The following is a 13,126-nucleotide window of genomic DNA, read 5'->3' as shown; positions in this document are numbered from 1 at the left end:
ACGGCGAGGGCGGACGGACGGAGGGTTCTGCGTGCGAGTGGGACTGCTCACCCGGGAGTACCCGCCGGACGTGTACGGCGGCGCCGGCGTCCATGTCGAGTTCCTCGCACGGGAGTTACGTTCCCTGGTGGACGTCGACGTGCACTGCTGGGGAGAGCGGGGGGCCGCCGACGGACTCGTCCGCCATCAGGCCTGGGACGCGCTCGACGGCGCCAACGACGCCCTGCGCACCCTCTCCGTGGACCTCTCCATGGCGGCCGCGCTCACCGGCTGCGACCTCGTCCACTCCCATACCTGGTACGCCAATCTCGCGGGCCACGTCGGCAAGCTGCTGCACGGCGTCCCGCACGTCATGACCTCGCACTCGCTGGAACCCCTGCGGCCCTGGAAGGCCGAGCAACTGGGTGGCGGCTACGCCCTGTCGAGCTGGGCCGAGCGCACGGCCGTCGAGTCCGCGGACGCCGTGATCGCCGTGTCGCGCGGCATGCGCGCCGACATCCTCGGCTGCTACCCGGCGGTCGACCCGGCGAAGGTGCGCGTCGTCCACAACGGCATCGACACCGACCTGTACCGCCCCGACCCCGGCACGGACGTCCTGGAGAGCCTCGGCATCGACCCGAAGCGGCCCTACGTCCTGTTCGTCGGCCGCATCACCCGGCAGAAGGGCGTGCCCCATCTCCTGCGGGCCGCACTGAACCTGGACCCGGCGGCCCAGCTCGTCCTGTGCGCCGGAGCCCCCGACACCCCGGAGATCGACGCCGAGTTCCGCACCCTCTTCGAGGAGTTGAGCCGCTCGCGCGGTGGAGTCCACTGGATCCCGGAGATGCTGCCGCGTCGTCAGATCGTCCAACTCCTCACCCACGCACGGGTGTTCGTCTGCCCTTCGGTGTACGAGCCGCTCGGCATCGTCAACCTGGAGGCGATGGCCTGCGGCACGCCCGTCGTGGCCTCGGCCGTCGGTGGCATCCCGGAGGTCGTCACCGACGGCGCCACCGGGCTCCTCGTCCCGTACGGGGAGCGGGCGCCCGAGGCCTTCGAGGCACGGCTCGGGCACGCCCTGAACCACCTGGTCGCCGACCCGCGGACGGCGAGCGAGATGGGCGCCGCGGGACGCGAGCGTGCCGTGACGGAGTTCGGCTGGGCCGCGGTCGCCCGGCGCACCACCGATGTGTACGAGGAGTTACTCGAGTCCAAGTGATCCCAAGTCAGGGGGCGGCGCGATGCGCGGTGGACCTTCGGTGCTCGGAATCGTCCTGGCGGGTGGTGAGGGCAAGCGGCTGCTGCCCCTCACCGCGGACCGGGCCAAACCAGCGGTCACGTTCGGCGGCACCTACCGCCTCGTCGACTTCGTGCTCTCCAGCCTCGTCAACGGCGACATCCTGCGGATCTGCGTGCTCACCCAGTACAAGTCGCACTCCCTGGACCGCCATGTGACCACGACCTGGCGGATGTCCAGCCTGCTCGGCAACTACGTCACACCCGTCCCCGCCCAGCAGCGCCTGGGTCCGCGCTGGTACTCCGGCAGCGCGGACGCGATCCTGCAGTCGCTCAACCTGGTCCACGACGAACAGCCCGACTACATCGCGGTGTTCGGCGCCGACCACGTCTACCGCATGGACCCCCGGCAGATGCTGAACCAGCACTTCGAGAGCGGCGCGGGCGTGACCGTCGCCGGGATCCGGGTGCCGCGCTCGGAGGCCTCGTCGTTCGGCGTCATCTCTCCCGCACGGGACGGCACACGGATCGACCGCTTCCTGGAGAAGCCCACCGACCCTCCGGGACTGCCCGGCAACCCGCACCAGGTGTTCGCCTCCATGGGCAACTACGTCTTCACCACGAAGACCCTCGTCGACGCGCTCCAGCAGGACGCCGAGGACGCGCACTCGGTGCACGACATGGGCGGCTCCATCCTGCCGATGCTCACCGAACGCGGACTTGCCCAGCTGTACGACTTCGACGACAACCACGTCCCCGGCGAGACCCCACGCGACCACGGGTACTGGCGCGACGTCGGCACCCTGGACGCGTACTACGAAGCGCACATGGACCTGATCTCGGACCAGCCCGTCTTCAACCTGGACAACCGCCGCTGGCCCATCTACACCCATCCCGGCGGCCTGCCGCCGGCCAAGTTCTGCGCGGGCGGCATCGCGAGCGAGTCCATCGTCAGCCCCGGCTGCGTCATCCGCGGCCAGGTCACCCGCTCCGTCCTCTCGCCCGGCGTCACCATCGAGGAGGGCGCCGTCGTCCAGGGCTCGGTCCTGCACGACAACGTACGCGTGGGAAGGGGATCGGTGGTGCGGGGTGCCGTCCTCGACAAGAACGTGGACGTCCCGCCCGGCGCGACGATCGGCGTCAACCCCGAGCGGGACCTGGAGCTCTACACGGTGTCGAAGAGCGGCGTGATCGCCCTCGGCAAGGGACAGGTCGTGCCGATGTAGCCCCCGGACCACGCCCCTACAGCACCCGGCGTCTGCGCCCCAGCCACGTCTGCGCGACCACGACGACCGCCAGGAAGGCCCCGCTGACCACCTGCTGGTAGGCGGAGTCCAGCGAGCCGATCTGGTTGATGACGTTCTGGATCACCTTCAGGAGGAGTACGCCGACGAGCGAACCGCTGATGAAGCCGAATCCGCCGGTCAGCAGTGTGCCGCCGATGACGACCGCGGAGATCGCCTCCAGCTCCATGCCCGAGCCGAGGATGGTGACGCCCGAGACCAGCCAGGCCGCGTTGAGCGCGCCCGCAAGGCCCGCGCAGAGCCCGGAGAGCGTGTACACGGCGATCTTCGTGCGGGCCACGGGCGCGCCCATCAGCGCCGCGGCGTCCTCGTTGCCGCCCACCGCGTACACGTACTGGCCGAAACGGCTGCGGCGCAGCACCACCGCGCCGGCCACGAAGAGCACCAGGGTGATCCAGACGGGCGCGCCGACGCCGAGCAGCTTGCCCTGGCCGAGCGTCGCGAAGAACGAGTCCTTGTCGACCAGGTACGTCGTCGAGCCCTCGTCGGTGATCGACAGGAGGATGCCGCGCGCGCCCAGCATCGCCGCGAGCGTCACGATGAACGGGGCGAGCCGCGAACGGGCGATCAGCAGCCCGTTGACCAGGCCGATGAGCCCGCACACGGCCAGCGGAAGCAGCAGCGCCACCGCCGTCCCGTACCGCGAACCCCACGCCGCGAGCACCCCGCCGAGCGCGAACAGCGAGCCCACCGAGAGGTCGATGCCGCCCGTCACGATCACGAAGGTCATGCCGAGCGCGACGACGGCGAGGAAGGCGGAGGAGACCGCCATGTTCTCCAGGTTGTCGCCGGTCAGGAAGGTGTCGAAGCTGAGGGACGCCGCGATCACGGCGACGACCAGCGTGACCAGCGCGCCGTGCTGCTGCGCCAGGGCGCTGATCCGCTCGGAGCGGCTCGCGCCCGGCGGCTCGTCGTCGGTGCTCTTGGCGGGCTGCGACGCCTCGGAAATCACGGTGCCGGTCACCGCTTGCCCCTTTCCCGTGCCGCGTAGACGGCGAGAACGATCACCACGGCCTGGGCGATCTGCGTCCAGGAGGGCGGCAGATCGTGCTTGATGAGCGTGGCGGTGAGCAGTTGGATCAGTACGGCGCCCGCGACGGTGCCGCCGATCCGCACGCGCCCGCCGCTGAGCGGAGTACCGCCGACGACGACCGCGGTGATCGCCGAGAGCTCCATCAGATTGCCGAGCGACGTGGGGTCGCTCGCCGTGAGCCGGGCGGTCGCGAGGACGCCGGCGATCGCGGCGAGGGCGCCGGAGCAGACGTACACGAGAATCAGGACGCGGCGTACGGGGAGACCCGCGAGCCGGGCGGCCGGGCGGCTGTCGCCGATGGCGAGGAGCTGCCGGCCGAAGGTGGTGCGCCGCACGACGAACGCGACGAGCAGCGCGAGCGCCGCCGCGATCAGCACGAGATAGGGGATCCCGAGGACCGCCCCGGAGCCGAGTGACGCCATGTTCGGGTCGCGTACGTCCTTGAGCTGGGGGAGCAGCACCAGGGCGAGACCACGGCCCGCGACCATCAACGCCAGTGTGGCGACGATGGGTTGGACCCCGACGAACGCGACGAGCGAGCCGTTGGCGACGCCGATCACCGCTCCGCCGATGACGGCGACGAGCAGCGCGATCCACATCCCGTACCCGAGATAGAGCGAGAGGAGGGAGGTGGACAGGGCCATCACCGAGCCGACGGAGAGGTCCACGCCCTCGCTGCCGATGGCGAGTGCCATGCCCAGGGCGACGATGAGGACGGGCGCCACCTGGACGGCCTGGGTGCGGAAGTTCTCGGCGGAGAGGAAGTGCGGAGTGAAGGCGATGTTGACGAGGAGGAGGACGGCCACGCCCAGGTAGACGCCGTAGGTCTGCAGAAGCCGGAGCGCGCGGTCGCGGTCGGCGGTGAATCGGCCCAGGGCCAGCTCAGTCATGGGTCCCTCCGGCCGGGGTCGAGGCGATGGCGCGCAGGAGGGCTTCCTCCGTCACCCGGGGGCCTTTGAGCTCGTCGATCACTGTGCCGTCCTTCAGGACGACGACCCGGTCCGATCCCTCGATCAGCTCCTCGGAGTCGGAGGAGATGAGGAGGACCGCGAGCCCGTCGTCGGCCAGTTCGTCGATCAGCTTCTGGACCTCGGCCTTCGCGCCGATGTCGATGCCCCGGGTGGGCTCGTCGAGGAGCAGGACCTTCGGGTTCATCGCCAGCCAGCGGGCCAGCAGGACCTTCTGCTGGTTGCCGCCCGACAGCTCGCCCACCTTCTGGTGGGGGCCCGATGCCTTGATGCGCAGCCGCTTCATGAACGTGTCCACGATCGCGTCGATACGGCCCTCGTCCACCAGGCCGAAGCGGGCCAGGGACGGCAGTGCGGCCAGCGCGATGTTCTCCCGGACCGAGAGGCCGGGGACGATGCCCTCGGCCTTGCGGTCCTCGGGCAGCAGACTGACCCCGGCCCGGATCGCCGCGGGCGTCGAGCCGGTGCGGACCGGGGCGCCTGCGACGAGCACCTGCCCGGAGTCGGGCGGCAGCGCACCGGCGATGGCCTTCGCGGTCTCGCTGCGGCCCGAGCCGAGCAGACCGCCGAGGCCGACGACTTCACCAGACCGGATGTCGACGGACACGCCGTGCAGTTGGTGTCGGACCATCAGATCCCGTGCCTGGAGGACGGGTTGGGACTCCGCCTCGTGGCTCCCGGAGAATTTGGTCATGCCCTCCTCGCGTACGTCACCGATCTCGCGGCCCAGCATCAGCGACACCAGGCGGAGGCGGTCCAACTCCGCGATGGGGCCCGTATGCACGAGCTTTCCGTCCCGCAGCACCGTGACCGTGTCGCACACCTCGTACAGCTCGTCGAGGCGGTGGCTCACATAGATCACCGCGATGCCGCGGTCCCGCAGCATCCGGATCACCCCGAAGAGCGTCTGGACCTCGCGGGGTTCGAGCGACGACGTGGGTTCGTCCATGACGACGACCCGCGCGTCGACCGAGACCGCCCGGGCGAGCGCCACCATCTGCTGGGTGCCGACGCCGAGTTCGCGCAGCGGGCGGCGTACGTCGACCCGGATGCCGAGCCGCCGCAGCGCCTCGTCCGCCTCCCGGTGCATCCGGCGGAAGTCGATCAGGCCGAACCGGCCGCGCGGCTCCCGGCCCAGGAAGAGGTTGCGGGCCACGCTCATCAGCGGGACGAGATTGACCTCCTGGTAGATCGTGGAGATCCCCGCGTTCTGTGCTTCGAGGGGGGTGGAGAAGGCGATCTGCCGGTTCTGGTACGTCAGTTCGCCCGCGTCCGGCGCGTACACGCCCGTGAGGACCTTGATCAGTGTCGACTTGCCCGCGCCGTTCTCGCCGATCAGGGCGTGCACCTCACCCGCCCGCGCGGTGAAGTCGACGGCGTCCAGGGCGCGTACGCCCGGGAACGTCTTGGAGAGCCGGGTGACGGAGAGAACGCCGGACATATCAGTACGCCTTGCCCAGATCCGACTTGGCGTTGTCCTTCGTGTACGCGCTGTCCTTGATGACGATGTCCTGCGCCACCTTCTCGCCCTTGGTGAAGGTGTCCAGGGTCTGGAAGGCGAGCGGGCCGAAGCGCGGATTCGACTCGATGACGCCGTGGATCCAGCCGTCGACGATGCCCCGCACGGCGTTGCGCGTGCCGTCGACCGTCACGATCTTGACGTCGCCGGGCTTCTTGCCCGCGCCCTTGAGCGCGTTGACCGCGCCGAGGCCCATCTCGTCGTTCTCGGCGTAGATCCCGTCGATGTCCGGCTTGGACTGGATGAGCTGCTCGGTGACCTGCTGCCCCTTCTCGCGGGCGAATTCGCCGGTCTGCTTGAAGACGACCTTCAGTCCCGGCGCCTTGGCCTTGATGCGGTCCTCGAAGCCCTTCGTGCGTTCGGTGGTGACGTTGTTGCCCGCGGCGCCGAGCAGGATCGCGACCTTGCCCTTGCCGCCCGTCGCCTCGATCATCTGGTCGGCGGCGCGCTTGCCCTGCTCGACGAAGTCGGAGCCGATGAAGCTGACGTAGTCCTCGCAGGCCTTGGCGTTGATCTTCCGGTCGATGGTGACGATCGGGATGTGCTTGGCCGCCGCCGAGCGCAGCACCGGCTCCCAGCCGTCGGAGTTCAGCGGTGCGATGACCAGCAGGTCGGCGCCCTTGGCGATGAGGTCCTGTACGTCGCTGATCTGCTTGGAGAACTGCGACTGGGCGTTGGCGGTGAGCAGGTCGACGCCGCGCTTCTCGGCCTCGGCCTTGATGGACGCCGTCTCCGCGATGCGGAAGGGGTTGGCCTCCTTCTCCGACTGGGAGAAGCCCACTTTGGCGCTCCTCAGGTCCAGCTTCTTCCCGCCGTACGCGTCGATGGCGCAGGTCGCTCCGCCCGCGCCGGGCTCCGAGACGACCTGGCCAGAGTCGCCCTGGTCCTGCGACGCGGAGCTCTCGCCGCCGGTGCTGTCGTCCTCGGACTTGGCGCAGCCGGCGGCGAGCGCGAGGCTCGCGGCGAGACCGGCGGCGAGGAGGGTCCTGGCTGAGGTACGGCTGAGAAGTGTGGTCGGCTTCATGGAGTCCCCAAAACGGCACGGCCCCGGCGCTGAGAGCGCTCACGGGAAGATCGGCACTTGCGGTCAACTCGGCGGTACGGGGAGCTTTTTACATCGTTGGAAGGAGGCTGTAAACCCTCCGCGCAAGCTGCTTCCGCGCGGCTGTGCGCCGCCCGCTCACCGGCGGCCGAGCGTGCTCTCCCGCTCCACCAGCCGGAATTCCGCGGTGAGTTCACGCCCGGCGGGCTCCTTCGAACCCTCCAGGCTGCGCAGCAGCGAGGCCACCGCGAGCCGCGCGATGGCCTGCTTGTCGGGGGAGATCGTGGTCAGCGTGACCGCCCCGAACTGCCCCTCCGCCAGGTCGTCGAAGCCCACCACCGCCACGTCCCACGGCACGCGGAGCCCTCGCTCGTGCAGCACCCGCATCGCGCCGATGGCCACCAGGTCGTTGTACGCGAACACCGCGTCGGGCCGCACCCCCGCGTCCAGCATCCGCGCCATCGCCTTCGCCCCGTCCCAGCGGTCCCAGCCGCCGACCGGACCCACCAGGGAGTCCGGCGTCTCGATCCCGGACTGCGTCAACTCCTCGCGCCAGCCCTGGAGTCGCAGGTGGGCGGGGCGGTTCGCCGAGTCCGTGCGGGCGCCGAGATAGGCGATGCGGGTGCGGCCGCGCCCGACGAGATGGCGTACGGCGGTGCGGGCCGCGGCCACGTTGTCGATCGCGATGTGGTCGTACGGCAGCTCGTACTGCCGCTCGCCGAGCAGCACCAGCGGTACGTCGTCCTCGCGGGCCCGCAGGTCCTCCGCCTCCAGCTCCAGCGGGCTGAGGATGAGCCCGTCGATGACCCGCGCCCGGAAGCCCTGGCTGACCAGGACCTCCTGTTCGCGCTCGCCGCGGGTGTGGTCGAGCAGCACGGTGAAGTCGTGCTCGGCCGCCGCGTCGATGACCGCGCCGGCGAGCTCGGCGAAGTACGGGTTGCCCAGTTCGGGGAGGGCGAGCGCGATGATTCCCGTACGCCCTTTGCGCAGATGACGGGCCGTCAAGTTCGGTCGGTAGCCCAGCTCGTCGATGGCCTCCTGTACCCGCGCCCGCATCGCCGGGGTGACGTGCTGATACTTGTTCACCACGTTGGAAACGGTCTTGATGGAGACGCCCGCGCGCTCCGCGACATCCTTGAGGCTAACCCGCACGTGCAGCTCCCTGCGTCTCGATGCGCCCCCGACCGGGGGCGTTTGTCATGACCCTGGACAGTCCGCCCGGGGGCGTGCTGTCATGCCAACTGCCGTTCCTTCCAACGTTGTACAGACTCGTTGTACCGACTGGAGCGACGAGCCGCCACCCTTCCTCGGCCTTCCGGCACCGCCTTCAAGCAAGGAGGATCCGTGCGCCCCATCCCGAACCGAAGAATCCCGCACCGAAGAGTCCCGGACCGAGGATTCTCGGACCGAAGAAGCCCGCACCGACGGCTGCGGCACCGGATGATTCTGCTGCTCGCCGTCGCGCTCGCGTTCGCCGGTCTGACCGCCGTACCGGCCGCGACCGCAGCCGACGACGACCCGCCCGAAGTCCACGGCCTGAAGGGCGAGTACTACACCCAGTCCGCCCCCGGAGCCTTCGACTTCCACGAGCTGAAGGCCACCGGATTTGACCCCGGCATCGACTTCGACAACCTCGAACCGCGGCTGACCTTCGCCACCGGAAAGGCCGACGACGCCACCGTCCGCTGGACCGGAAAGGTCGTACCGGAGAAGACCGGACCGCACACCTTCTCCATGATCGGCGACAACGGCTTCCGTCTCTGGGTCGACGGGAAGCTCGCCATCGACCACTGGGTCGACGACTGGGACAAGGAACAGACCGCCCAGCCCGTCGAATTGACGGCAGGTCAGGCCTACGACATCAAGGTCGAGTACTTCGAGCACTACGGCGGCTCCAACCTCCATCTGCGCTGGACCGAGCCCGGCGGCAGCAAGGAGGCCGTCCCGCAGTCGGCCTTCCGGCTCCCCGACGGCTTCGAATACGACGGGGCCACCGCCGCCACGGTCCTCAAGGACGGCCGGACACTCAGGCTGGACTTCGCCCAGAAGCTGACCGCGCCCCCGAAGGGCCTCGCCGACCACATCGAGGCGGTCATCGGCGGCGCGAAATGGCCGCTCGGCACCGTCGAGCCCGACCCCGACGACCCGCGCGCGCTCCTCGTAGGCCTCAAGGAGCCCGTGGTCGGCAACAAGGAGGGCACGGCGAAGGGCACCGCCGAGGTCCGCTACGACGGAAAGGGCGGCCTGGCCGGCGACGACGGCAAGACGGTCGGCGCGTTCTGGAGCAGCGGCCCCAACCACTCCACGCACCAGCTGCGCACGAAGTGGGCCGACGAGGTGGGCCCGGACAACGCGCTGCCCGAGTACCCGCGCCCCCAGCTCACCCGCGACGCCTGGCGGAACCTCAACGGCTCCTGGCAGTTCGCCTCGGCGAAGGCGGGGGAGCGGCCCCCGTTCGGCAGGCAGCTCGACGAGAAGATCCTGGTGCCCTACCCCGTGGAGTCCCAGCTCTCCGGCCTCCAGCGGCACGAGGACCGCATGTGGTACCGCAGGACTTTCACCGTGCCCGAGGGCTGGAAGGTCGGCGACGGCAAGCGCCTGAGGCTCAACTTCGGCGCCGTCGACTGGCACTCCGAGGTGTACGTCAACGGCACCAAGGTCACCGAACACAAGGGCGGCTACGACAAGTTCAGCGCCGACATCACCAAGGCCCTGAAGCCCGGCCGCACCCAGGAGCTGATCGTCGGCGTCTACGACCCGACCGACTCCAAGGACGGCGAGAACCCGCCGGTCGGCAAGCAGCGCCTGGACCCGAGCGGCATCTGGTACACCCCCTCGTCCGGCATCTGGCAGACGGTGTGGATGGAGCCGGTGGCGGCCGACCACGTCGACTCCCTCAAGCTCACGCCGGACGTGGCCGCCAAGGAGGTCACCGTCGAGCCCAAGGGCGTACGCGACGGAGTGCCGGTCAGGGCGGTCGCGTACGAAGGCAAGACGAAGGTCGCGGAGGCGAGCGGCCGCACCGGGCAGCCGCTCAAGCTGAAGATCGCGAAGCCCCACCTGTGGTCGCCGGACGACCCCTTCCTGTACGACCTCAAGGTGACCGTCGGGAGCGACCGCGTCGCGAGCTACTTCGGGATGCGCTCCATCGCCGTGGAGAAGATCGACGGCACCCCGCGCACGATGCTGAACGGCAAGCCGCAGTTCCTGATGGCCACGCTCGACCAGGGCTTCTGGCCGGACGGCTTGCACACGGCCCCGACCGACGAGGCACTCGCGTACGACCTGAAGATGCACAAGGAGATGGGCTTCAACTCGGTCCGCAAGCACATCAAGGTGGAGCCCGACCGCTGGTTCTACTGGGCGGACAAGCTCGGCCTGATGGTGTGGCAGGACATGCCGTCGATGCGCTCCGACCGCAACCCGAGCACGGAGGCCCGCGCCCAGTACGAGCGCGAGATGAAGCAGATGATCGACGAGCACGCGAGCCACCCGTCGATCGTCATGTGGGTCACCTTCAACGAGGGCTGGGGCCAGTACGACCAGGGCCGTATCGCCACCCAGGCCAAGTCCTGGGACCCGACACGGCTGGTCAACGGAATGTCGGGCCTCAACCTCGGGGCCGACGGCGGCACCGGCGACATCATGGACGAACACGGCTACCCGAGCCCGGCGCTGCCGCCGCACCCCGACGGCAGACGCGCCCTGGTCAACGGCGAGTACGGCGGCCTCGGACTCGCCGTGCCCGGCCACGCCTGGTCCGTCCAGCAGAGCTATGTCGACGTGGACCCGGCGACGTACACGGACGACTACCTCACCAAGCTCGACGAGGTACGGGCGCTCGCCTGCAAGGGCGGCAACGGCGCCGTCTACACCCAGATCTCCGATGTGGAGGGCGAGTTGAACGGTCTGCTCACCTACGACCGGAGAGTCGTCAAGCCCGACGTGAAGCGGCTCAAGGCGGCGCACGAGTCCTTGATCGGCGACGTGTCGCGGCCGGATCCGGCGGGATGCACCGGTTCCTGAGGCTCCTGAGACGGCGCTGAGCGCTCCGGTCCCCGGCGGGCCGGAGCGCTCAGCACCTGAGGGATTCAGGGTGCGGGGTGCCTTGGGCCGGTCCGGCGGATCGCCGGTCGGTCAGCCGTGCGTCTCCTCAACTGTGCGGCGGTGGCGTCGTGCCGGGCTGGACCAGCCCGCATTGGTATGCCGCCGCGACTGCCTGAGCACGGTCGCGCACCCCCAGCTTTATGACGATCCTGCTGTAGTGCGTCTTCACCGTCGTCTCACTGATCACGAGGTGCCCGGCGATCTCCGCGTTCGACATCCCATGGGCGACCAGCGTCAGCACTTCACGCTCGCGAGCGGTGAGGTTCTCCATCTCTGCCGGAGTCGGCAGCAGCCGGTCAGGGCGGGCGGCGAACTCACGCAGCAGTTCCGGAGTGACGGAGGGGTCGAGCCATGCGTCACCGTCGGCCACCGCCCGCACCGCGCGGACCAGTTCTTCCGGCGCCGCGTCCTTCAGCAGAAACCCGGAGGCTCCGGCCCGCAGCGCCTGGATCACCGCCTCATGCACGTTGTACGTCGTGAGCACCAGCACCCGTACCGGAATGCCCTGCCCATTCGAGAACTGGTCCGCGGTAATGCGCCGTGTGGCCTCTACGCCGTCGACGCCGGGCATCCTGATGTCCATCAGGACGACGGTGGGCTGCAAATGTTCGGCGAGTTCGATGACCTGGGCCCCGTCATGGGCCTCACCGACAACCTCGATGTCCGGTTCCGCCGAGAGCAGCATGCCGATACCGGAGCGCACGAGCGGCTGGTCGTCTGCCAGGATCACACGGATCACGGGGCAGGTCCCTCCAATGTGGGGTTGAATCGTGTGGCTTCGGGGATCGGCAGGATCACGGAGAGCCTGTACCCCTCGCCGGTTGAGGCCACTGACAGGCTGCCGCCGAATACCTCGACGCGTTCCCGCAGGCCGGTGATGCCGTGCCCGGTGGACAGTTCGTCGGGCCGGGCGGACGGAGTTCCGGCGCCGTCGTCCTCGATCCCGACGCGCAGCGACGTGTCGCTCCAGAGCAGCGAGACCACTGCGCGGGAACCGGGTCCGGCGTGCTTCGTCACGTTCGTCAGCGCCTCCTGGACCACTCGGTAGACGGTCAGATCCAGGCTCTCCGGCACCTGGGGCCGACGCCCACGCTCTTCGCACACCACGGACACACCGGTGCGCCGCACGCTCTCGAAGAGCTGGTCAAGGCCGGCGAGTCCGCAGTGCGGTGAGGAGGTGGCGGGCTGGTCCGCGGCGCGCAGCAGTGTCAGCATGCGGCGCAGCTCACCCATCGCGTTTCTGCCCTGACTCTCGATGTCGCCGAGGGCAAGGGAAGCCCGGTCCGGGTCGCTGCGCAGCACCCGCTGCGCGCCGCCCGCCTGAAGGACCATCACGGTCACCGTGTGGGCGACGATGTCGTGCAGTTCGCGGGCGATACGAGTGCGCTCGTCGATGATCGTCCGGCGGGCCTCGGCGAGCCGGTTCCGCGTGTGCTCGGCCTTGGCTCTGCTCACCTGGACCCAACGGCCGAACAGGAACACTTCGATGTAGAGCGCCAGAAAGAACGTCAGCAGGCCCGCCAGGGCATGCCACCGTCGCTCGGCCGGCACGTGAATCAGGTCGAGCAGGATGGTCAGCCCCATGGGGACGACCGACACGGTCAGGGCCGCGAGTGCGGCTCGCAGGGGGCGTGTCACCACCACACTGAAGAGCCCTGCCAGAACCGTGAAGACCGGGCTGTAATCGAGCACCGAGACCAGACTGATCAGGCCGCACAGCACGGCGTGGAGCCAGAGCGCACAGAATCCGGCGACGGGCGCGGCCCGGAGCAGACACAGGGCCGCGCACGACGGGAGGGCCGCAAGCACCGTGATCAGTGCCTGGTAGCCGGTGGTGTCCGGGGCCACCAACCGGCCGAAGGCCACCATGTCCGGCACGACAACGGCCAGTGCCCGCCAGGCATCCTGCGCCGCCATACGCCCCAAACGAGTCGGATA

At 69.5% G+C, this 13,126-nt stretch carries 10 protein-coding genes; 3 read left to right on the top strand and 7 right to left on the bottom strand.

Annotated features, from left to right (window positions below):
* Positions 1 to 31 precede the first annotated feature (31 nt).
* Positions 32 to 1,198 (top strand): glycogen synthase, encoded by a 1,167-nt coding sequence (gene glgA, locus ACIBKX_RS07480; RefSeq protein ID WP_363270948.1) that lies wholly within the window; start codon positions 32 to 34, stop codon positions 1,196 to 1,198.
* A 22-nt stretch (positions 1,199 to 1,220) separates the two neighbouring features.
* Complete coding sequence (gene glgC, locus ACIBKX_RS07475; RefSeq protein ID WP_363270947.1) at positions 1,221 to 2,441, top strand: glucose-1-phosphate adenylyltransferase; 1,221 nt, start codon at positions 1,221 to 1,223, stop codon at positions 2,439 to 2,441.
* Between the two features lie 16 nt (positions 2,442 to 2,457).
* On the opposite strand, the gene ACIBKX_RS07470 is transcribed toward glgC, so the two are convergent.
* From ACIBKX_RS07470 to ACIBKX_RS07450, 5 genes are all read right to left on the bottom strand, one after another.
* A complete protein-coding gene (locus ACIBKX_RS07470) occupies positions 2,458 to 3,483 on the bottom strand; it encodes an ABC transporter permease (RefSeq protein WP_399375677.1) in 1,026 nt (341 codons plus the stop codon).
* Positions 3,480 to 4,442: an ABC transporter permease gene (locus tag ACIBKX_RS07465; RefSeq protein WP_363270946.1), complete on the bottom strand. Its 963-nt coding sequence runs from the start codon at positions 4,440 to 4,442 to the stop codon at positions 3,480 to 3,482. The genes ACIBKX_RS07470 and ACIBKX_RS07465 overlap by 4 nt, the downstream gene beginning before the upstream one ends.
* Positions 4,435 to 5,961, bottom strand: coding sequence for a sugar ABC transporter ATP-binding protein (locus tag ACIBKX_RS07460; RefSeq protein ID WP_363270945.1), 1,527 nt, complete (start codon positions 5,959 to 5,961; stop codon positions 4,435 to 4,437). Before ACIBKX_RS07460 ends, ACIBKX_RS07465 begins: the two co-directional genes overlap by 8 nt.
* 1 nt (position 5,962) lies before the next feature.
* Complete coding sequence (locus tag ACIBKX_RS07455) at positions 5,963 to 7,063, bottom strand: ABC transporter substrate-binding protein (protein WP_363270944.1); 1,101 nt, start codon at positions 7,061 to 7,063, stop codon at positions 5,963 to 5,965.
* Positions 7,064 to 7,219: 156 nt separating this feature from the next.
* On the bottom strand, positions 7,220 to 8,233 hold the full coding sequence (locus tag ACIBKX_RS07450) for a LacI family DNA-binding transcriptional regulator (protein ID WP_363270943.1): 1,014 nt from the start codon (positions 8,231 to 8,233) through the stop codon (positions 7,220 to 7,222).
* Positions 8,234 to 8,521: 288 nt separating this feature from the next.
* Here ACIBKX_RS07450 and ACIBKX_RS07445 point away from each other — a divergent pair, with 288 nt between their 5' ends.
* Complete coding sequence (locus tag ACIBKX_RS07445; RefSeq protein ID WP_363271168.1) at positions 8,522 to 11,107, top strand: PA14 domain-containing protein; 2,586 nt, start codon at positions 8,522 to 8,524, stop codon at positions 11,105 to 11,107.
* 127 nt (positions 11,108 to 11,234) lie between these two features.
* Here ACIBKX_RS07445 and ACIBKX_RS07440 read toward each other — a convergent pair whose 3' ends face one another.
* A complete protein-coding gene (locus tag ACIBKX_RS07440) occupies positions 11,235 to 11,927 on the bottom strand; it encodes a response regulator transcription factor (protein WP_363270942.1) in 693 nt (230 codons plus the stop codon).
* Positions 11,924 to 13,105: a sensor histidine kinase gene (locus ACIBKX_RS07435; protein ID WP_363270941.1), complete on the bottom strand. Its 1,182-nt coding sequence runs from the start codon at positions 13,103 to 13,105 to the stop codon at positions 11,924 to 11,926. The genes ACIBKX_RS07440 and ACIBKX_RS07435 overlap by 4 nt, the downstream gene beginning before the upstream one ends.
* Positions 13,106 to 13,126 lie beyond the last annotated feature (21 nt).

It is taken from the genome of Streptomyces sp. NPDC050658, assembly GCF_044457025.1.
Lineage (GTDB): Bacteria > Actinomycetota > Actinomycetes > Streptomycetales > Streptomycetaceae > Streptomyces.
Note: the sequence above shows the minus strand (reverse complement) of the source record. Positions and strands in the feature narration are given on the sequence as shown.